This window comes from Candidatus Limnocylindria bacterium (assembly GCA_036523395.1).
Lineage (GTDB): Bacteria > Chloroflexota > Limnocylindria > P2-11E > P2-11E > CF-39.
Genome location: DATDEH010000072.1, coordinates 96,339 through 116,827 on the forward strand (window position 1 = coordinate 96,339; position 20,489 = coordinate 116,827).

At 67.6% G+C, this 20,489-nt stretch carries 16 protein-coding genes; 8 read left to right on the forward strand and 8 right to left on the reverse strand.

Annotation, left to right across the window (positions count from 1 at the left end; all coding sequences use genetic code 11):
- Window positions 1-9 precede the first annotated feature (9 nt).
- From VI056_09660 to VI056_09685, 6 genes are all read left to right on the forward strand, one after another.
- On the forward strand, window positions 10-1,857 hold the full coding sequence (locus tag VI056_09660) for a fumarate reductase/succinate dehydrogenase flavoprotein subunit (GenBank protein HEY6203299.1): 1,848 nt from the start codon (window positions 10-12) through the stop codon (window positions 1,855-1,857).
- A gap of 17 nt (window positions 1,858-1,874) precedes the next feature.
- Window positions 1,875-2,645, forward strand: a complete 771-nt coding sequence (locus tag VI056_09665; GenBank protein ID HEY6203300.1) for a succinate dehydrogenase/fumarate reductase iron-sulfur subunit — start codon at window positions 1,875-1,877, stop codon at window positions 2,643-2,645.
- Window positions 2,646-2,677: 32 nt separating this feature from the next.
- Entirely contained in the window at window positions 2,678-2,812 is a 135-nt protein-coding gene (locus VI056_09670) for a hypothetical protein (GenBank protein HEY6203301.1), read from the forward strand.
- Window positions 2,813-2,881: 69 nt separating this feature from the next.
- Window positions 2,882-6,118, forward strand: a complete 3,237-nt coding sequence (locus tag VI056_09675; protein ID HEY6203302.1) for a GAF domain-containing protein — start codon at window positions 2,882-2,884, stop codon at window positions 6,116-6,118.
- Between the two features lie 98 nt (window positions 6,119-6,216).
- Window positions 6,217-6,882 (forward strand): crosslink repair DNA glycosylase YcaQ family protein, encoded by a 666-nt coding sequence (locus tag VI056_09680; protein HEY6203303.1) that lies wholly within the window; start codon window positions 6,217-6,219, stop codon window positions 6,880-6,882.
- A 376-nt stretch (window positions 6,883-7,258) separates the two neighbouring features.
- Window positions 7,259-7,474 carry a hypothetical protein gene (locus VI056_09685; protein HEY6203304.1) on the forward strand — a complete coding sequence of 72 codons (216 nt, stop codon included), beginning with the start codon at window positions 7,259-7,261 and terminating at the stop codon, window positions 7,472-7,474.
- A gap of 1 nt (window position 7,475) precedes the next feature.
- On the opposite strand, the gene acnA is transcribed toward VI056_09685, so the two are convergent.
- The 4 genes from acnA to VI056_09705 are packed head-to-tail and all read right to left on the reverse strand — an operon-like array spanning window position 7,476 to window position 12,686.
- A complete protein-coding gene (gene acnA / locus VI056_09690) occupies window positions 7,476-10,181 on the reverse strand; it encodes an aconitate hydratase AcnA (protein HEY6203305.1) in 2,706 nt (901 codons plus the stop codon).
- On the reverse strand, window positions 10,178-11,158 hold the full coding sequence (locus VI056_09695; GenBank protein ID HEY6203306.1) for a malate dehydrogenase: 981 nt from the start codon (window positions 11,156-11,158) through the stop codon (window positions 10,178-10,180). The genes acnA and VI056_09695 overlap by 4 nt, the downstream gene beginning before the upstream one ends.
- Window positions 11,155-11,601, reverse strand: a complete 447-nt coding sequence (locus VI056_09700; protein ID HEY6203307.1) for a RidA family protein — start codon at window positions 11,599-11,601, stop codon at window positions 11,155-11,157. The genes VI056_09695 and VI056_09700 overlap by 4 nt, the downstream gene beginning before the upstream one ends.
- A complete protein-coding gene (locus tag VI056_09705) occupies window positions 11,601-12,686 on the reverse strand; it encodes an isocitrate/isopropylmalate dehydrogenase family protein (protein HEY6203308.1) in 1,086 nt (361 codons plus the stop codon). The genes VI056_09700 and VI056_09705 overlap by 1 nt, the downstream gene beginning before the upstream one ends.
- Before the next feature lie 109 nt (window positions 12,687-12,795).
- On the opposite strand from VI056_09705, the gene VI056_09710 reads away from it, so the two are divergent.
- Together VI056_09710 and VI056_09715 are read left to right on the forward strand one after the other, a co-directional pair.
- Window positions 12,796-13,680 (forward strand): LysR family transcriptional regulator, encoded by an 885-nt coding sequence (locus VI056_09710; GenBank protein HEY6203309.1) that lies wholly within the window; start codon window positions 12,796-12,798, stop codon window positions 13,678-13,680.
- A gap of 7 nt (window positions 13,681-13,687) precedes the next feature.
- On the forward strand, window positions 13,688-15,379 hold the full coding sequence (locus VI056_09715; GenBank protein ID HEY6203310.1) for a DUF5671 domain-containing protein: 1,692 nt from the start codon (window positions 13,688-13,690) through the stop codon (window positions 15,377-15,379).
- Between the two features lie 14 nt (window positions 15,380-15,393).
- On the opposite strand, the gene VI056_09720 is transcribed toward VI056_09715, so the two are convergent.
- The 4 genes from VI056_09720 to VI056_09735 are packed head-to-tail and all read right to left on the reverse strand — an operon-like array spanning window position 15,394 to window position 20,489.
- Window positions 15,394-16,317 (reverse strand): Clp protease N-terminal domain-containing protein, encoded by a 924-nt coding sequence (locus VI056_09720; protein HEY6203311.1) that lies wholly within the window; start codon window positions 16,315-16,317, stop codon window positions 15,394-15,396.
- A gap of 21 nt (window positions 16,318-16,338) precedes the next feature.
- Window positions 16,339-18,123, reverse strand: coding sequence for a phosphoenolpyruvate carboxykinase (GTP) (locus VI056_09725; GenBank protein HEY6203312.1), 1,785 nt, complete (start codon window positions 18,121-18,123; stop codon window positions 16,339-16,341).
- Between the two features lie 12 nt (window positions 18,124-18,135).
- Window positions 18,136-19,233 carry an MFS transporter gene (locus tag VI056_09730; protein ID HEY6203313.1) on the reverse strand — a complete coding sequence of 366 codons (1,098 nt, stop codon included), beginning with the start codon at window positions 19,231-19,233 and terminating at the stop codon, window positions 18,136-18,138.
- Between the two features lie 38 nt (window positions 19,234-19,271).
- Window positions 19,272-20,489: a M20 family metallopeptidase gene (locus VI056_09735; protein HEY6203314.1), complete on the reverse strand. Its 1,218-nt coding sequence runs from the start codon at window positions 20,487-20,489 to the stop codon at window positions 19,272-19,274.

A 20,489-nucleotide genomic window follows, 5' to 3' on the forward strand; every position in this document is an offset into this window, starting at 1 on the left:
ATCGAGCTGATGGCCGAGTACGAGACCCACGACTATGACGTCGTCGTCATCGGCGCGGGCGGCGCCGGTCTACGCGCGGCGATCGAGGCGAGCGCGATGGGCGTCAAGACGGCGCTCGTCTGCAAGTCGCTTCTCGGGAAAGCCCACACCGTCATGGCTGAGGGCGGGATCGCCGCGGCGATGGGCAACGTATGGAAAGAGGACAACTGGAAAGTCCACTTCCGAGACACCATGCGTGGCGGCAAGCTGCTGAACAACTGGCGCATGGCGCAGCTCCACGCGCAGGAAGCACCTGATCGCGTTCTCGAGCTGGAGGAATGGGGCGCGCTCTTCGACCGCACGAAGGACGGCCTCATCCTGCAGCGCGACTTCGGCGGTCACAGGTACGCGCGGCTCGCGCACGTCGGCGACCGGACCGGTCTCGAGATGATCCGTACGCTCCAGAACCACGCAGTGCACCGCGGCATCGACGTCTTCATGGAGTGCACGCTCTACCGACTCCTCACCGAGGACGGCGCCGTCTCAGGCGCGTTCGGTTATTGGCGGCAGAGCGGGAAGCTCGTGCTGTTCCGCGCGAAGGCGATCGTGCTCGCGACGGGCGGCGTCGGCAAGTCGTGGAAGATCACGTCGAACTCCTGGGAGTACACCGGTGACGGCCACGGCATGGCGCTCGACGCGGGCGCCGACCTCATCGACATGGAGATGACGCAGTTCCACCCGACGGGGATGGTGTGGCCGACGAGCGTGCGCGGGATACTTGTGACGGAGGGCGTGCGCGGCGACGGCGGAACGCTCAAGAACAACAAAGACGAGCGCTTCATGTTCCGCTACGTCCCCGACTTCTTCCGCGCCGAGACGGCCGACACGGAGGAAGAGGCCGACCGGTGGTTTGAGGACAAGAAGAACAACCGCCGCACGCCGGATCTGCTGCCCCGCGACGAGGTCGCGCGCGCGATCAATGCCGAGGTCAAGGCCGGACGCGGCAGCCCGCACGGCGGCGTCTTCCTCGACATCGCGTCGCGCCGCTCGTCCGACTACATCAAGCGGCGCCTCCCTTCGATGTACCACCAATTCATGGAGCTTGCGGACGTCGACATCACGAAGACGGCGATGGAGGTCGGACCGACACTCCACTACATCATGGGCGGGGTCCGAGTTGACGCGGACTCGACGCAATCGACCGTCCCGGGTCTCTTCGCCGCTGGTGAGGTCGCGGCCGGGATGCACGGCGCGAACCGCCTTGGCGGCAATTCGCTGTCGGATCTCCTGGTGTTCGGCCGGCGCGCCGGCCTGTATGCGGCCGAATACGCGAAACGTGTCGCGAAGATGCCGCGGCTCGACGTTCGCCAGGTGGACACCGCCGCGACCGGGATGCTCGCGCCACTCGAGCGGGTCGAAGGCGAGAACCCCTATGCCGTGCACGCCGATCTCACCGAGACGATGCACGAGCTCGTCGGGATCATCCGCACGCGTGCGGAGCTGGAGGAGGCGATCACACGGATCGGCCGTCTCCGCGAGCGCGCGATGCGCGTCGGAGTCAAGGGCTCGCGCATCTACAACCCCGGCTGGCATCTTGCGCTCGACCTGCTCACGATGCTGACGGTCTCGGAAGCGGTCGCGATGGCCGCACTGATGCGGCAGGAGAGCCGCGGAGGGCACACGCGTGACGACTTCCCGAAGCCCGATCCCGAATGGGGAAAGAAGAACGTCGTCGTTCGCCGGCGTGACGGTCGGCTGGTGCTGCAGTCCGAGCCGCTGCCGGAGATGCCCGCGGAGCTGCGCCCGCTCATCGGCGAGGACAAGCCTACCGGTAAGGTCGCTCTCGAGCCGGTCGCCGCGGCGAGCGCGAAGGAATAGCGGTGGTCGACATCCGCATGAAGATCTGGCGCGGGGATGCGACAGCGGGCGCGTTCGTTGAATACGCAGTGCCCGCTGACGAAGGCATGGTGGTCCTCGACGTCGTGCACCGCATCCAGGCGACACACGCGCCGGACCTCGCGGTGCGTTGGAACTGCAAGGCGGGAAAGTGCGGCTCGTGCAGCGCCGAGATCAACGGACATCCGAAGCTGATGTGCATGACACGGATGAACACGTTCGAGCCTGGGGAGGAGATCACCGTCTCGCCGGTGAAGACCTTTCCCGTCGTGAAGGACCTCGTCACCGACGTCTCCTTCAACTACGAGAAGGCGAAGACGATCCCCGCGTTCAAGCCGAAGCCGAAAGAAGCGGACGGAACGCGACGCATGTACCAGGAGGACATCGACCGCGTGCAGGAGTTCCACAAGTGCATCGAGTGCTTCCTGTGCCAGGACGTATGTCACGTCATCCGCGATCACGAAGAGAACAAGCCTTCGTTCTCTGGTCCTCGCTACTTCGTGCGGCTCGCGGCGCTCGAGATGCATCCGCTCGACACCAATGACCGCATCGACCTCGCGCGAATGAAGCACGGGCTCGGCTACTGCAACATCACAAAGTGCTGCACCGACGTGTGTCCCGAGGACATCCACATCACGGACAACGCGATCATCCCGCTGAAGGAGCGCATCGTGTCTCGGACGTACGACCCGATCGCGTGGGCGCTGCGACGCATGCGCGGCAAGCCCGCTGACTTCGGCGCAGGCGAACCGGAGCCTCCATCCGCCTGAGCTCGCGCCTGCTGTTCCAGATCGTCGTCGGCGTGTTCATGGGTGCGACGCTGCTGTTTCTCGTCATCAGGCCGGCGGTCGACCGAGGCGGCGCGGTCGAGCTGCTTGTTATCGCCGGCATCTTCGCCGCGGTGCTGTTGACCGAACGCTGGCTTCGAACGCGCTGATGCCCCGCTGACCCCTTTTTGCGGCACGGCCGGTGTTAGGCTCGGCCACCGAGGGGCAAAGGTATCCAAATGAAGCCACTTCCGCGCGCCGCGAGGTTCCTGATCGCGGTCACCGTCCTGGTCGCCACGCCATACGTGGCGCTCGGGGTGCGCGATGCGCTCGACGGACGAGTCAGCCCCGAGTATCTCGGCCTCCTTTTCCTTTCGGCCTTCGTCCTCTCGGTACGGCCCATCCGGGTGCAGACGAACACGGAGCTGTCCGCGTCGGACGTCGCGGTGATCGCCGGCATCGTCCTTATGCCAGCCGGCGCGGTGGCCTGTATGGCGGCGGCCGCCCGCCTCGCGAACGACCTGCTTTCGGGGAAGCGTCCGCTGCAGATCATTCGCAACGCCGCATCGGTCGCGGTCGCCACCGGTACCGCCGCGGCGGCCTACGCGCTCTTCCGCGCCGAGCTCATAGCGATGGTGGAGCCCACCGCGGCGACGATCATCGCGGGTGTCGTCGCGGTGCTGGTCCTCGTATTTGTCGACATCCTGCAGATCGTTCTGCTGCAGCGCGCGCTGCGGAATGTGAGCCTCGACCGCATCACGCGGCAGTGGGTCGATCGCACCGTCCGTGCGCAGCTCCTGTGGAGTCTCGCGGCGGTCATCACCGTGCAGGTCGTGCTCATCGAGCCGTGGTTCCTCGTTCCGGGGATCCCGCTGTTCTTCTTCGGCTATCTGGACATCCGCGCGCGGTTCGCCGCGGAGCGCCGCGCCCGGCTGCTCGCGACGCTCGTGGACGTCGGCCACTCCGTCGGCAGCTCGCTCGACCCGGTGAAGGTCTTCCGCGAGGTCTTCGAGCAGGTGCGCAAGGCGCTCGATGTTGACGCGTTCTACGTCGCGATCGCGATCCCCGAGCGGGGCACGCTCTCATTCCGCTACCTGTATGACGGCGGAGAGGAGATGGCGCCGGAAGAGAGCCCGATGGCCGGAACACTGGGCGGGCTCGCCGTCGAAGGCGACAAGCCGATCCTGCTTCGCGATGCGGAGCGCGACCGCGTGCGTCTCAAGCTCCCGCCACGAAGCCCGTGGGGAAAGGTGGTCGAGCGATCGATCATCGTCGCGCCGCTGCGCCTGCACGGAAAGCCGATCGGCGCGATCTCCGCGCAGAGCTCGCGCGCGAACGCCTACGACGAGGGCGACCTCGAGCTCCTGTCGGCGATCGCGACCGAGGCCGCGATCGCGATCGAGCGCGCCGACCTTTACGACCGCACCCTCGCGCTGTCACGCCGGCTCTTCGACCTGCACCGCATCGGCCTCCAGCTGGCGACGCACAAGGAACTACCCGCGCTCGTTCGCGCGCTCGCCGATTCGGTGCAGGAGATGATGCAGGCGTCGGCGGTCGCCGTATACCTCGACTCCGGCGGCGACAGCCTGGAGTTCGCGGTGACGACGGGGACCGCCTCGAGCGACGTGCTCATGCTGGCGAAGAACACCCCGGTCATCGCGCAGTTCCTCGAGGCCGGCGCGCCGATGCAGATCCACGACGAGGACGACGCGCCGAAGAATGCGCGCAAGCTTCTGCGCCGCTTCGGTCACCAGAGCGTGCTGCTGCAGCCCCTCCGCCTCGCCGACAAGCTCGTCGGCGTGCTCTTCGTGACCTGGAGAGAGCACCACATCGTGTCGAGCGAGGAGAACGAGCTCATCGGCGTCCTATCCGGTTTCGGCGCCGCTGCCATCCGGAGCATCGGTCTCTACCGCGAGCTCGACGACGCCTACCTCTCGACGGTGTCGGCCCTCACCGCGACGATCCAGGCGCGCGACCACTACCGCGAGGACCATCAGCGCCGCGTGGCGGCCGATGCGCTCGCGCTCGGCGAGCGCGTGCGCCTACGGCCCGACGAGCTGCGCGACCTCCGCTACGCGTCACTGTTCCACTCGCTCGGGAAGATCGGCGTTCCCGCGTCGATCCTCGGCAAGAACGGCCCGCTCACGCCCGAAGAGATCACGATCGTCCGCGAGCACCCGCTGCTCGGCGCGCGCATCCTCGAGTCGATCCGCTTCCTGCGCGGCGTCGTGCCGATCGTGCGTCACGCGAACGAGCGCTGGGACGGCACCGGCTATCCCGACGGCCTCGCGGGTGAGGCGATCCCGCGCGCAGCGCGGATCCTCAACATGGTCATCGGATACCACGCGATGCTCGCCGACCGTCCCTACCGCATCGCCCTTCGCTCGGACGTCGCGCTGGGAGAGCTGCGCCGCCTCGCCGGCGCGTGGTACGACCCGGTGATGGTCGATCAGTTCGTCTCGATGATCGAGGCACGTGGCGTGATCGAAGCCGCCGAGGAAGAAGTGGGCACGAGCCGCGAGCTCGCGATCCTTGCCGACCTCACTCCGGAGTTCCACACGATCCTCGACCTGCAGCAGCTCCTCGACCGCATCCTCAGCATCCTGCTCAAGAGCATGCCCGGTAGCCGCCTCACGATCCTGCTGCGTGAGGATCAGAGCGACGATCTCGTCGTGCGCGCGCTCGCGGGGCTGCCGACCGGACCCGGCATGTCGCTGCGCATCCCGTCCGGCCGCGGGATCTCCGGATGGGTGCTGGAGCATCGGCAGCCGCAACTCATCGACGACGTCCATCTCGACCCGCGCTACATCGGCGATCCCGAGATCCGTTCGGAGATCATCATTCCCCTCGTCAGCGCGGGCCGGCCGATCGGCGTCCTTGCCGTTTCCCACCGCGTGCCGCACGCGTTCTCGCAGCGAGACCTCACGCTCATGCAGGCCGTCGGCGCGCAGATCGCTGCGGCCATCGACGTCGCGGAGCTGCATGAACGGCTGAAGCGGGCGGCGAACACCGATGCGCTGACCGGTCTGCACAATTACCGGTACTTCTATGACCGTCTCGAAGAAGAGATCGCGCGCGCGGCGCGCCGCGAGAACTCGCTCGCGGTCGCGTTCTTCGACCTCGACAAGCTGAAGGCGGTGAACGACACGTACGGTCACCTGGCCGGCAACGAGGTCCTCCGCACACTGGGCCGCAGCATCGGTGCCCAGGTGCGCACGGAGGATGTGCCCGCACGCTATGGTGGCGACGAATTCGCGATCGTGATGCCCGATACTCCACGCGATGAGGCGGAGAAGGTCGTGACCCGTCTGATGGAGATCCTGGAGAACGCGGACGTCGAGCTGCAGGACGGCCGGCGGATCCGGATGCCCGAGCTGTCGTGGGGCATCGCGTCGTACCCGCTCGACGGCCGCACCGCGCGGGAGCTCGTGGACAACGCCGATACGCGCGCGTACGCGAGGAAACGATCCCGCTAGCGGAGCTCCGCGCGAAGCGCCTCTTCGACTGCAGGCTGACTCCGGACCGGAAACTGCGGACGCTCGATGACGCGCATGCGTTCCTCCAGGACCGACGCATGCTCACGCTGACACAGGACGCGGCGCTGCCCAGTCTCTTCGCGGCGACGCACGAGGAGGCCTACGACGCGACGAAGAAGGGTTTCGCCTCGTGGCCCAAGACGAAGTGGAACTGGGGCGGCGAGCTCTCCGAGCGCCCCGACGTGTTCGAGACGAAGCTGCATCGCGGGAAGACGCTGTTCCTCGCGCCGGAGGCAGCGCGCGCGGCCGACCCGCTCTGCCGCGCCGCGCTGGCCCAGGCGGAGTCCGGCGACGACGACGCGGCGCGCCTGGTGCGGCACCTTGCTGGCGCGGGGCCGAGCACGGTGGAGGATCTCAAGTCCGAGCTGGGTCTCGCGGCCGCGACGCTGCGCAAGGTGCGCGAGGGTCTCGAGCGGGACGGCGCGATCGTCGCCCGCGGGCTCGCCGTCGAGGACAGTAAGGGTGGCCATCGCCATTCGAGCGTGCTCTCGCGCTGGGATCAGGTGTGGCGCAAGCCATGGAAGACGACGGAGGACACCGCGCTCGAGGAGCTCGTCGTCATCGGCGTCCGCGCCGCGGTGCTGACGCACGAGGATGAGGTGCGCAACTGGTTCTCCTGGCCGATCGCTCGGCAGACGATCGCGGATCTCGTCGCGTCCGGGCGTCTCGTGCATCCGGTCAGTGGCTGGTTGTCCGCTCGCTGACGTTCTGATCGCGGCGCGGCGACAGCGGCGCGGCTTCCTCTCGCTCGCGGCTGGCTACTGCGCCGTCGCGAAGCGAAATGGCAAGCAGCCGGCGAAGGCGTATGCCGAGCCGTACGCCCGCCCGCTCATCACCTCGCGTGCTGCGCACGGGCCGGCTGGGGCGCAGATGCTCGCTCGAGGACCCCGCTCCGCTGTCGCCGCGTCGCTCCAGGTCACCCGCACGCTCTTACCCACCTCCTCGCCTTTGCTCGTGCGCCTGTCTCCCCGGCGAATCGCGTTCGTCTCCTCGCTGAGGAACCTTTGACTACGTTTGCTGTACGAGTTGTGACCGCGAGCGCAGACGCGCGACGGGCCTATTCGGTCGGAGAGTGCGTGCATGCGCGCATCGGTCGTGGTCCGCGAGGCAACGTCATTCGTCGGTCGTCTCGTTACAGCGTTCGTCGAGCTCACGCTCGCTGCGGCGGTCATCGTGGGCGCGATCGTCGTCGGCCACGATCTGCGCGAGTGGCGCGACTGGTATCCGATCGCCTACCACCAGTGGACCGACGTTCACCGGCAACCGGGCGAGACGACCGAGCCAGGCGGGCCGTGAACTAGGCCGCCGCGATCCGCTCCCGAAGTACCTGCTGAAGGATCCCGCCTTGGCGCACGTACTCGACGTCGGTCGGATCGTCGACCCGCGCGAGCACCTGGAACGACGTCTTCTTCCCGTCCACTGACGTTGCCTCGACCGTAAGCCGCGCGCGCGGCGCGAGCCCACCGAGCCCGCGGATCGTGAACGTCTCCTGACCGGTGAGCCCGAGCGACGCCATCGTCTCGCCAGGTGAGAACTCGAGCGGCAGGACGCCCATCATCACGAGGTTCGAACGGTGGATCCGTTCGAACGACTCCGCGATCGCGGCGCGCACGCCCATCAGGTTCGGTCCCTTCGCTGCCCAGTCGCGCGAGCTGCCGGAGCCGTACTCCCTGCCCGCGAACACGATGAGCGGTGTCCGCTCTTTCTGGTAGCGGACCGCCGCGTCGTAGATCGTCATCTCCTCGCCGGATGGGAAGTGGCGCGTCCACCAGCCTTCTTTGTCGGCGAGCTTGTTCCGCAGACGGATGTTCGCGAACGTGCCGCGAATGAGGACCTCGTGGTTCCCGCGCCGCGTGCCGTACTGGTTGAAGTCGACGGGCTTCACTCCCTTCGAGATCAGGTACTGCCCGGCGGGGCTCGCGGCCGGGATCGCGCCCGCCGGCGAGATGTGGTCGGTGGTGACGGAATCGCCGACGGACACGAGTACGCGTGCGCCGACGATGTCTGGGATCGTTGCCGGCGGCGTCGCCGAGGAGTTCTGGAAGAACGGCGGCTCCTGCACGTAGGTCGAGCTCGGGTCCCACCGATAGGAGAGACCGGTGGGTGAGGGCATCGTCTTCCAGAAGCGGTCGCCGTCGAAGATCTTCGCGTACTCGGTCGCGTACATCTCCTGCGTGATCGCCCTGCCAACGACCTCGTTCACCTCTTCGGGTGTCGGCCAGAGATCCTTCAGGAAGACTGGCTCTCCGTTCTTGCCGTTGCCGATCGGCTGGTCCTGCAGGTCGATATGGATGGTGCCGGCAAGCGCGAACGCGACGACCAGCGGTGGCGACGCGAGGTAGCTCGACTTCACGAGCGGGTGGATGCGGCCCTCGAAGTTGCGGTTCCCGGACAGGATGGAGACGACGTTGAGGTCGTGATCCTTGACCTCCTGCTCGATCTCGGGCGTCGCGAGCGGACCCGTGTTCCCGATGCAAACTGTGCATCCGAAGCCCACCAGGAAGAAACCGAGCTGCTCGAGAAATGGCGTGAGCCCCGCCGCCTCGAGATAGCGCGTCACGACGCGCGAGCCCGGCGCGAACGTCGTCTTCACGTGCGGCTTGACCGCGAGACCGCGCTCGATCGCCTTCTTCGCGAGAAGGCCGGCCGCGATCATCACCGATGGGTTCGAGGTGTTCGTGCAGCTCGTGATCGCGGCCACGACGACGGATCCGTCGCTGACCATAAGGTCGCGCGGTTTGTCCGCAACTGCGGCGGTCGCGGCCGTCGCCGGACGCACCAACGTCGGGGCGGCGTCGTTCACGGGCTTCGGCCCTTCGGTGTGGCCAGGGACGGTGATGCCCTTCGTTGGATTGGGACTGGTGAACGAGTCCCAGATCATAGGAAGATCGACGCGGTCCTGTGGCCGCTTCGGTCCGGCCACCGACGGCTTCACCGAGCCGAGGTCGACCTCGATGAGCTCGTCGAACGCCGGTGTCGGAGCGCCGTCCGACCGGAACATGCCCTGCGCCTTCGCGTAGCGCTCGACGAGCTCGATGAGAGAAGGCGGCCGCCCGGTCTGCTCGAGATAGCGAAGTGTCTGACGATCGACCGGAAACAGCGCGCTGGTCGCGCCGTACTCAGGACACATGTTCGCGACGGTCGCGCGCTCGGCGACCGCGAGCGACGAGAGGCCGTCGCCGGCGAACTCGATGAACTTGTTCACGACGCCCTTCTTCCGGAAGAGCTCGGTGAGAGTGAGCACCAGATCCGTCGCGGTCGTGCCGATCGGTAGCTTGCCCACGAGCTTCACGCCGACGACGACGGGCCACGGCAGGTACGTCGGCTGACCGAGCATCGCGGCCTCGGCCTCGATGCCCCCAACGCCCCATCCAAGCACTCCGAGTCCGTTGATCATCGTCGTATGCGAGTCGGCGCCGAAGAGCGTGTCCGGCATCGCGACGCCGTCGCGCACCACCACGACTTCCGCGAGACGCTCGAGGTTCACCTGATGGCAGATGCCGGCGCCCGGCGGGACGACGCGGAACGTCTTGAAGGCCTGCCCGGCCCAGCGGAGAAGCGAATAGCGCTCGCGGTTGCGCTCGTACTCACGTTCAAGGTTGCGCTCGTAGACGTCCTTCGCGCCGAAGAAGTCGGCCTGGACCGAGTGGTCGATGATCAGGTCTACGGGGATGAGCGGTTCGATCTGCGCTAGGTCTTTGCCCGCCCGCTGCATTGCCGCACGCATCGCCGCCAGATCGACCGCCGCTGGGACCCCCGTGTAGTCCTGCAGCAGGATGCGCGACGGGCGGAACGGGACAGTCGCGTCCGGTGGCGGCGCCGCTGGGTATTTGGCCAGTGCGGTCGCGTCGCGATCGGCCGCCTTGCCGTTGGCGGCCGCGCGCAGAACGCCCTCGAGGAGGATCTTCACCGTGATGGGCAGACGCGCGACGTCGCCCGCTTGCGAGAGAGGCACGTAGCGGAGCTGCGAGTCGGGCAGCGATGCGCTCTTGAAATCGGTCATGCGAGCAGATCCTTCACCAGATCACGCTCCTTCACGAGCTCCGCGACGGTCGCCGCGATCTTCTCCGTCGCGAAGCGGTCGAGCTTCACGCCGCGGACGAGCTCGTATCCGCCGTCGCCCTTCGAGTGGAGCGGGAACGAGGAGACAAGACCCTCCGGTACGCCGTAGCTGCCGTCGGAGACCACCGCGGCGCTGAAGCAATCTCCGGGTGGCGTGGGCGTCACAAGGCTGCGCACGTGATCGATGAGGGCCTGCGCGGCCGAGAACGCGCTCGATGCGCCGCGCGCCGCGATCACAGCCGCGCCGCGCTGCTGCACCGCGGAGATGAAGTCGTTCTCCAGCCAGGCGCGGTCGATCGCGTCCGCCGCCGCCTTGCCGTTCACGGTGGCGTTCGTGAAGTCCGGATAGAGGGTAGCGCTGTGATTGCCCCAGATCGCGAGCTTCTTCACGTCCCTCACGCGCGCGCCGGCCTTTTTCGCGATGAGCGAGCGCGCGCGGTTCTGGTCGAGCCGCGTCATCGCGCTCCAGCGGTCGTTGGTGATGCTCCGCGCGTTGGCGCGAGCGATGAGGCAGTTCGTGTTGCAGGGATTGCCGACGACGACGACGTGCACGCCTTGTGCGGCGTGCTGCGCGATCGCCTTGCCTTCCTCCACGAAGATCGGTCCGTTCTTCCGGATGAGGTCGCCGCGCTCCATGCCCGGGCCCCGCGGAACGCTACCGACGAGCAGGACCCAGTCCACCTCGTGATGCGTCTCGGCCCGGTCGGCGCTCGCGCTGACGCGGGAAAGCAGCGGGTACGCGCCATCCTCGAGCTCCATCACGACGCCCTTCGCTTTGTCGATCATCTGCGGTATGTCGGAAAGACGCAGGTCGACCTCCGTCTCCGGGCCGAACATCTCGCCGGCCGCGATGCGTGGGAGCAGTGCGTAGGCGACTTGTCCGGTCGCGCCAGTGACGACGACGTTGAGCTTCTTCATTTCTTCGGGTTCGCCTTTCCGTCCGGGAATTCGTCCGCGCCGCCGAACACGGCCTCTGCCTCGATCTCGACGAGGATCCGGGCATCGATGAAGTCGACCCGCACGATGGTCGTAGCGGGACGGATGTCGCGAAACACTTCGCCGTGGACGACCGCGACGCGGTCGATGTCATGGACGTCGTGGACGTAGATGCGCGTCATGATCACCTCTTCGAGCGATGAGCCGAGGTCCTCGAGTGCGGCCTTCATGATCTCGATCGCGCGCCGCATCTGATCGACCACGTCGTCCGAAACGACCTGGCCGTTCTCGTCGAGGCCCGCGGTACCGGCGACGCGGACGACCCGTCCGTGCCGAACGGCGCGCGAGTAGCCGAACTGGAATTCGTACTTCGTGGATGTCGAGTGCATGTAGCGGCGAGGGTTCTTTGGATCCTGGAGTGGCATCAGCCCTTCATCCTCTTTATGACCGCGTCGGCGAACTCGCGCGTGCCGACCGCGGTCGGATCGTCCCGTTCGCGCTTGAGGTCGTACGTGACGTCCTTTCCCTCCGCGACGACGGCCGCGATCGCGCGCTCCAGCCTGTCGGCCGCGTCGCGCTCCGAGATGTGCTTCAGCATCAGCACGCCCGCCAGCATGAGCGCCATCGGGTTCACCTTGTTCTGGCCGGCGTACTTCGGGGCCGACCCGTGGATCGCCTCGAAGACAGCGACACCGTTCTCGCCGATGTTCGCGCCAGGAGCGACACCAAGCCCGCCGGCGAGCCCCGCGACGAGGTCGCTCACGATGTCACCGTAGAGGTTCGGCAGCACAAGGACGTCGTAGAGGTCCGGCTTCTGGACGAGCTGCATGCACATGTTGTCGACGATGCGGTCCTCGAACTCGATGGTCGGGTAGAGCTGCGCCACCTCGCGCGCGATGCGCAGGAACAGCCCGTCCGCGAACTTCATGATGTTCGACTTGTGCACCGCGGTCACCTTGCGGCGGCCGTTCGCCACCGCATAGTCGAACGCGAACTTCACGATGCGCGTCGAGCCCATCACGCTGATGTACTTGATCGCGATAGCGGCGTCCTCGCGGATCTTCGTGTGCGCCTCCTTCTCGATGACGGCGCGGACCCGTGCGAGCTCCGGCGTGCCGAGGTCGAACTCGATGCCGGCGTAGAGGTCTTCGATGTTCTCGCGCACGACGACGAGATCGATGTTGCCCATCGGAGCCTGGACCCCTGGATACGTCTTCGCTGGGCGCAGGTTGGCGTAGAGGTCGAATTCCTTGCGCAGCGCGACGTTCACCGAGCGCATCCCGGTGCCGAGCTCGGTCGTGAGCGGACCCTTGAGTCCCACCTTGTTACGGCGGATCGAGTCGAGCGCGCTCTTGGGGAACGGATCGCCGAGCCTCTGCAGCGCGGGCAGGCCGATGTCGTGGATGTCCCATTCGATCGCCACACCTGTCGCTTCGATCGCGCGGCGGGTCGCGTCGACGATCTCCGGACCCGTGCCGTCGCCTGGGATGAGGGTGATGCGATGAGTCAGAGCGGTCTCCCCTTCGCCAGCGGCTCTTTCGGCATCGTACGCTCGGGGGCGAGCCATAGAACAGCCTTGTCGTGTATGTATTCCCATAGACCTGTTCTATGCTGAGTGTGTGGAATTGGGCCAGATCGAGGCCTTTGTCGAGGCGCAGCGGCGGGGAAGCATCACGCGAGCAGCCGCGGCTCTGGAGCTCACGCAGCCGACGCTCACTGCGCGCCTGCGGGGTCTCGAGCGCGAGCTTGGCGCGCAGCTGCTCGTCCGGGGACGGCGCGGCGTGACCCTGACGGCCACCGGCCGGCGATTCCTGCCCCGCGCACAGGCCGCGCTCGAGGCGGTGCGGCGAGGAGTGGCCGAGACGAAGGCCGCACGCGAGGGGCGCGGCGGCGTGCTCGCCCTCGGACTGGCGACCGACCTCGCCCTGTACATCGCTCCGGCGGCGCTCGCACGCTTCGCGCGCGGGCATCCCGATGTGGAGATCAGCGTCCGCAGCGGGCGCTCGCACGCGGTCGCGGAGGCCCTTCGCGCCGACGAGATCGAGATCGCCCTGGTGAGTCAGCTCATCGCGTTGCCGGAGCTTGCGTCGCGCGCGCTGTTCGATGAGGCGGTGCCGATCGTCGTCGGCCGCACACACGCCTTCGCGGCCCGTGGCCGTGTCGGCATCGAGGAGCTCGCACTCTCTGGGCTGGTCATGCGCGATCCGACCGCGTACCTCCACGCGATCACCACGGCGTACTTCGCCACGGCCGGGACCGCGCCACGCATCCTCATGGAACTCAACAACACCGAAGCGTGCAAGCGGGTCGTTCTCGCCGGACTCGGTGCCGCGCTCCTGCCACAGATGGCGATCCACGAAGACGTTCGACGCGGCGATCTCGTCGTGCTGCGGGTCGAGGGACACCCAGCACCCAAGCGCACGATCCACCTCATGACGCGCGCGGGCGCGGAGGTCTCGCCGACGGCGAATGCGTTCCTTCGGGCCCTGCCGCGGCCGTCATGATGCCGTCATGAGCGGGGAGGATCGGCCTCTGCCAGCGGTGCAGCGCGCGTACTTCTATGTCGTCCTGCTCGTGGCGGTCCACATGATCGTGCTCGGCGTCGCGAATCTCCTGCGCGTCGGCGCCGAGATCGCGCTTGGCGCACCGAGCGGGGGCTTCACCGGCCTGCCCTTCGTGTTCGCGGAATTCAACCGTCCGCGCGAGCAGTACCGGGAGCAGGCGAGCCTCGCCATCGCGCTGCTGCTCGTGGCCGTGCCCGTCTGGTACCTCCACTATCGCTCCGCGGACGCGGCGGCGCGACGTTCGCTACGCGAGCGCGGTGCGGCGCTGCGCGGCGCCTATCTCCAGATCGTCGTGCTCGTCACCGCGCTTCTCGTCTTCGGTTATGGACAGCGCGTACTCCATCTGATCCTGCAGGCGGTGCTCGTGGGCGATGTCCCCCAGGTCTTCCCGCTCGAGCCGAGCTGGGAGGCGCGCACAGCCGGCGCGTTCGCGATGGTGGTCGCAGCCGCGGGGGCGCTGATCTTCCATCTTCGTGTCGCGGCCGCGGACCGCGCGAGCGGGGCGGTCGCCGGGCGCGCGGCCGAGGTCGGCTTCTTCGTCCGCTATGCGCTCGCGGTCATCGGCCTGCTGTTCTTCGGCTTTTCGCTAGCCTCGACGCTCGCGGGCGTCTGGGAGCGCCTGCTGTTCCCGTTCCCCGATCCGGTGCTCCCGCCGGGTGTGCCAGCACTCCGGCCGCCGCGGCCCAGCCGCCAGACCTCTCTGCTCTTCGATCTAGCGAATGCGATCCCCCAGGTCGTGGCGGGTCTGGCACTCTGGCTCGCGGCCTGGCTGCCCGCGCAGCGATCGGCGCTCCGCGCTGACGGGGAGCGGACATCGGTCGCGCGGCGCCTGGCGATCTACTTCGTCATCGCGGTCTCCGCGTTCATCGTGCTGTTCGGTCTCACGACCGTCGTCGCCGCCCTCCTCGCGCGCGCGCTCGGCGAGCGCATCGCGGACGCCGACCTCGGGCGGCAGCTCGGGTCACCGATGTTCTTCGCCATCGTCTTCGCCGCCGCGTGGTGGTACCACCGTCGCGTCGTCGAGGGCGAGGCGACACGCGAGACCGAGGCCGGTCGCGCGGCCGGCGTCCGCCGCGCCTACTACTACGTCATCGCGGCGATCGGGCTGGCCATGGCCGCGATCGGTGCGGCTGGCGCGATCGGCGCGATCGGGAGTGGCTGGCTCGGTCTCACGAACCACGATGCCCGGGAGACGGCCACGTGGATCGCGCTCGTCCTGGCCGGCGGTCCCGCTTGGGCGTTCCACTGGCGCACCCAGCAGAAGCGGCTCGAAGATGACGAGCGGCGTGCGCTCCAGCGTCGCGTCTACCTCTATCTGGCGATCCTCGGCAGCGTTGCCGCGGTGCTCGTCTTCGGCTCCGCGCTGCTGTTCAACCTGCTGAAGGGCGTCCTCGCGTTCCACTTCGACCTCGCGCTCTGGCACGACCTCTGGCACTTCGGCGTCGATACGGCCGTCGGAGCGGTCGCGCTCGCGTGGCACTTCCGCCTGGTGCGGGCAGATCGCGCGGCGCTCGCGGCCGCGGGTCTCGAGGACACCTACCACGTGACGCTGCTCGTGAAGGCTGCCGATCGCGCCGCGGCGCAGGCTCGTGTCGCGGCGGCGCTACGGGGTCAGCCGGACATCACCGTTCGCGGCTAGTGAGTGGCGCGCCGCTAGCCCGCGCTCAGCCGGTCGATCGTCACGCGAAGCTTCTCCGGCGTGACGCCAAGCTGGGTCAGCACCTGTGACCCGATCCCGTCCGGATCCGCAATGAGCGCCAGCAGCAGAAGCTGCGGCTTTACGAGGTCGGCAGAGGGCGCGGCGAGCATGATCGCCTTGCCGAGCAGCGTCCTCACCCGCGGCGTCACCGTGATCTCCGTGACGTCGGTCTCTCTTGGTGGCACCGCCTTGAAGACCCCGGCGCGAGCCTGATCCAGCGTGACCCCGAGCTCCTGAAGCGCGCGCTGCGCCACACCGTCGGACCGGAGGAGCGCGATCATCATGTGCTCGGTCCCGATCCAGTTGTGGCGCATCAGCCGCGCCTCCTCCTCTGCCAGCGCGAGAACCCGCTTCGATGGCCTGTCGAGAAGATCGAACGGGCCGGTCGAAGGCAGATCGCGTGGATCCGGACGTGGCGAGCCGGCGTGGCCGTGGGGCTGCCCCACCATCGTGATGACGTGCTCCCGGACCTTTTCGAGCGTCACGCCGAGCGATTCGAGCACCTTGGCACCGACGTGGCCGCCCTCGCGCACGAGACCGAGCAGGAGGTGCTCGGTGCCAACGTGGCTGTGACCGAGCTTACGGGCTTCATCGATCGCAAGCTCGATGACCTTCTTCGTGCGTGGACTCAGGGTGATCTCGCTCGGCGTTTTCGTGGAGTCTCCGCGCCCGATGATTGATTCGACGCTTACACGTACCTTTGAAAGCTCGACGCCCATTGAGTCGAGGACGCGTGCGGCCGCGCCCTCACCCTCGCGGATCAGCCCCAGCAGGAGATGCTCCGTTCCGATGTAGTTGTGGTTGAACCGGACGGCCTCGTCCTGCGCGAGGGCGAGGACGCGCTTGGCGCGGTCGTTGAAGCGATCGAAGGGCCCCATCGCGATCGAGAGTACGGCTTGCTAGTTCGTCAGCTCCGCCTTCAGCGATGCGAGAAGCAATCGGCGCTGTAGTCGCAGTGCTTCCGGCACAGTGCCGCCGATCTTCTCGAACCAATCGGCATGCGCCTCGAGTTCCTTCGTCCACTCGTCAGGATCGACACGCAGCGCGGCTGCGATTGACTCGATGCTCGCGCCGATCCCGCGCAGGTCGAGGTCGGTCGGGCGCGGCGTGTATCCGATGGGCGTCTCCATCGCGCCGGCACGACCGGCGCAGCGGTCGATGATCCATTTCAAGACGCGCATGTTCTGGCCGTAGCCCGGCCAGAGATACTTTCCGTCATCACTCTTGCGGAACCAATTCACGAGGAAGATCTTCGGCGGCTGCTTCATGCGCCCGAACATCGACAGCCAGTGGGCGAAGTACATGCCCGCGTCGTAGCCGATGAAAGCGAGCATCGCCATCGGGTCGCGGCGGATCCGGCCGACCGCGCCGGTGATCGCCGCCGTCGTCTCCGCACCTGCGGTCGCGCCGAGATAAACGCCGTGCGTCCAGTTGAATGACTCGACGGCGAGCGGGACCGTCGTCGAACGGCGACCGCCGAACAGGATCGCTGAGATCGGGACGCCGCGCGGGTCCTTCGCGTAGCGCGAGAGCGCCGGATTGTTGTCCATCGGCGTCGTGAAGCGGCTGTTCGGATGCGCCGCGGGCTCTTTCGCGCCACGTTTCCATGGACGTCCCCGCCAGTCGATGAGGTCGGTCTCCGGCTCATCCATGCCTTCCCACCAGACGTCTTTGTCCGGCGTGAGCGCGACGTTCGTGAAGATGCAGTCGTGCTCGAGCATGCGCATCGCGTTCGGGTTCGTGACGTAATTCGTCCCGGGCGCGACGCCGAAGAACCCGAACTCCGGGTTCACGGCATACAGGCGGCCGTCCTCGCCGACGCGCATCCACGCGATGTCATCGCCGATCGTCCGGAGCTTCCAGCCCGCGAATTCGGGCGGCGGAACGAGCATGGCGAGGTTGGTCTTGCCGGAGGCGCTCGGGAACGCGCCGGCGATGAAGTGCGTCTCTCCCTCAGGACTCTCGGCCTCGAGCAGCATCATGTGCTCCGCGAGCCACCCTTCGTGATTCGCTCGATAGCTCGCGATCCGCAGCGCCAGGCACTTCTTGCCGAGCAGCGCGTTGCCACCGTACCCGGAACCGACCGCCCAGATCGTGTTGTCCTGGGGGAAGTGCGTGATGTAGCGGCGTTCGGGGTCGCAGTCGGCGACGGAGTGGAGCCCGTGGTTGAAGTCGTCGCTCGATCCGCCGAGGCGGTCGAGCGCGACGTTTCCGATCAGCGACATGATGCGCATGTTCAGCACGACGTAGATCGAATCGGTGAGCTCGACACCGAGCATCGCGAACGGCGAATCCGGCGAGCCCATGAGGTAGGGGATCACGTACATCGTGCGGCCCTTCATCGCACCGTCGAAGATCGCGGCGAGCTTGCGGCGCGCTTCCTCTGGGTCCATCCAGTTGTTCGTCGCGCCGGCCTCTGCCTTCGTCGGCGTGCAGACGAATGTGAGCTCTTCGGTCCGCGCGACGTCGTTTGGATTCGAGCGCGAATAGAACGAGTGCGGGCGCTTCTCGGGATTCAGTGGGATCAGGACCCCTTCGGCGACCGCCTCCGCGGTGAGGAGCTTCGCCTCCTCGTCCGAGCCGTCGCACCAATAGACGCGGTCGGGCTTGCACATGCGCGCCATCTCGTCCACCCAGGACAGGAGATGTCGGTTGGTCGTGGGGGCTGCCTTCGCGACGAGCACGCCCATCCGATTCTAGGTTGCGCCACGGGTCGACATGATGCGCGCCACGATCACCGCGACCGTCGCCGTCAGCGGCAACGCGAGCGAGAGCTGCACGAGGAGGGGAAGCAGGGGGTCGGCGTCGTAGAGGATGCCGGAGAGCAGGCCGCCGGTGCCGAATCCCAGTGCGAACACGAGCTGGAAACCGGAGTAGCCCAGGGCCGTGCGTGCGGGTGGAAGGATCCGTTCGAGCGCTCCGGCGAGCACCGGGTTCGGCGCGGTCTGCGCGCCGAGCAGAAAGGAGCCGAGCGCGAGCGGGACCTCAGATCGACCGGAGAGCGCGATCAGGCCGGCACCGAGCGTGAGCACGGCGCCCGCACCGATCACGGCCGGCACCGGACCGAATCGGTCGGCGATGCGGCCGTTCGCCGCCGAGAAGAGCGCGGCGCCGAGCGCGACAAGGCCGACGTATACGCCGACGCGCTCGAGCGGGACAGCGGCGATATCGCGCACGTACACCGGGAACAGCGGATTCACGACGGTCGTGATGATCGCGGCGAGCGGGGTGATCGCGAGAAGCGTCCAAAACGACCGCGGAAGAGGCGGACCGGGCACGTGCGGGATCGGCGGCGTGTGCGATAAGCGAAAGGTGAGCGCTGACGACAGCATGAACGCGAAGGTGGCGAGCGCGATCCCGCCGCGAAGCCCGACGGCGGCGCCGATGGCGCCCGCGAACGGCGCCGCGAGGATCGTGCCGAAGAAGAACGCGCCGTAGACGAAGCCCAGTTCACCCGAGAGGCGCGCGCGAGGCGTGAGCGCTGCGAGGTGCGCGCTCATGAGCGGCAGCGCCGCGCTGCCGATCCAGTACAGCGACGACCCGATGAACGCGCCGTGCCAGTCCGTGATCGGGAGGAACGCAGCGGCGCCGATCGTCGACGCGAGCCACACGCCGATGAGCATCGGTCGTCTCCCGAAACGGTCGGCCGCCAGGCCGATCGGGATGAAGCAGGCCGCGGCCACGACGTTGCCGACGCCGAAGACGAGGCCGATGTCCGTTGGCGTCGCCCCGAGGTCTTTGAGGAACAGAGGAAAGAGCGTGCCCAGGAGACCGAACCCGATCCCCCAGAAGATCTGGGCGACCGTGAGTGTGCCGGCCTCCTTGCTGAGGCCTAGGACGCGCGCCCCTTCACGATGCCCGCTTTGCGCCGCTCCTCGAACTCGGCGCGCGCTCGCTGCAGCACGGCGGGATCGGTGAGCACGTCGAGCGCGGTGAGCGCGAGCGCCTTCGCGGCGACGAGCGCGTTGTCGAGCGCACCCTGCGTGACGGCGAGGTCGCGGAACGCGATCGAATGGCCGGGAACGGGCTCGGTCGCGATCGCGATGTAGGGATGGATCGCTGGAAGTACCTGCATGACGTTTCCCATGTCGGTGGAGCCGACGCGCTCGTCGTCGCGCGCCTCGAACACCTGCATCCCGAGACCCTTCATGTGCTGCGCCCAGCGTTCGGCCATCGGCGTCGAGAAGACCATGTTCTCGTAGCCAGCGTTCTCGTGGACGGTCACTTTCACCGTCGTCCCCGTCGCGGTCGCCGCGCCCTCCGCGCACGCGATGAAACGCCGAAGGACCTCCTGCTGGTAGCGGCGATCCAGCGCGCGCACGCTGAAACGACCGACCGTGTGGTCCGGGATGACGTTCGCGGCGCTCCCGCCATTCGTGATGATCCCGTGGATGCGCGCGTCCGGACGGAGCTGCTGGCGCATCGCGTTCACCGCGTTGAACAGCTGGATCAGACCATCGAGCGCGTTGACACCCTGATCCGGCTGCGACGCGGCGTGCGCGGCCTTGCCGAAGTACTCGACGAGAACGCGATTCGACGCGAGCGAGTGCCGGCCCGCGAGGCTTCGGCCGGTCGTGGGGTGGATCATCATCGCGGCGTCCACGTCGTCGAAGCCCCCCGCGCGCAGCAGCGCGACCTTGCCGCCGCCGCCCTCCTCCGCCGGGGCGCCGATCGCCGCGAGGGATCCCTCGAGATCGCCGATCACCTCGCGCACCCCGACCGCCGCCGCGGTGCCGATCATGGCGATCAGGTTGTGGCCGCAGCCGTGACCGAGATCCGCGAGCGCGTCGTACTCGGCGAGGATCGCGACGCGCGGGCCGCCGTTCCTCCCCGATGCGTCGCCTCGATACGAGGTCTCGATGCCGCGGTAGCCGCGCGTCACTTTGAAGCCGTTCTTGTCGAGGAAGTCCGCGAGACGCGTCGACGCCTGGCGCTCTTCGTATGCGGTCTCGGGATTCGCGTGGATCGCACGCGAGAGCTCGAAGAGCGCGTCGTGCCGCTGATCGATCGCGTTCTGCGCGCGCTTCCGCAGCGCAGCGATATCGGGCAT

What these genes read in the sequence shown, in the direction of transcription:
- VI056_09660 (HEY6203299.1), top strand. Translation starts at nt 10, where the DNA reads ATGGCCGAGTACGAGACCCACGACTATGACGTCGTCGTCATCGGCGCG.
- VI056_09665 (HEY6203300.1), top strand. Translation starts at nt 1,875, where the DNA reads ATGAAGATCTGGCGCGGGGATGCGACAGCGGGCGCGTTCGTTGAATAC.
- VI056_09675 (HEY6203302.1), top strand. Translation starts at nt 2,882, where the DNA reads ATGAAGCCACTTCCGCGCGCCGCGAGGTTCCTGATCGCGGTCACCGTC.
- VI056_09680 (HEY6203303.1), top strand. Translation starts at nt 6,217, where the DNA reads ATGCTCACGCTGACACAGGACGCGGCGCTGCCCAGTCTCTTCGCGGCG.
- VI056_09685 (HEY6203304.1), top strand. Translation starts at nt 7,259, where the DNA reads ATGCGCGCATCGGTCGTGGTCCGCGAGGCAACGTCATTCGTCGGTCGT.
- acnA (HEY6203305.1), bottom strand. Translation starts at nt 10,181, where the DNA reads ATGACCGATTTCAAGAGCGCATCGCTGCCCGACTCGCAGCTCCGCTAC.
- VI056_09695 (HEY6203306.1), bottom strand. Translation starts at nt 11,158, where the DNA reads ATGAAGAAGCTCAACGTCGTCGTCACTGGCGCGACCGGACAAGTCGCC.
- VI056_09700 (HEY6203307.1), bottom strand. Translation starts at nt 11,601, where the DNA reads ATGCCACTCCAGGATCCAAAGAACCCTCGCCGCTACATGCACTCGACA.
- VI056_09715 (HEY6203310.1), top strand. Translation starts at nt 13,688, where the DNA reads ATGAGCGGGGAGGATCGGCCTCTGCCAGCGGTGCAGCGCGCGTACTTC.
- VI056_09720 (HEY6203311.1), bottom strand. Translation starts at nt 16,317, where the DNA reads ATGGGGCCCTTCGATCGCTTCAACGACCGCGCCAAGCGCGTCCTCGCC.
- VI056_09735 (HEY6203314.1), bottom strand. Translation starts at nt 20,489, where the DNA reads ATGCCCGATATCGCTGCGCTGCGGAAGCGCGCGCAGAACGCGATCGAT.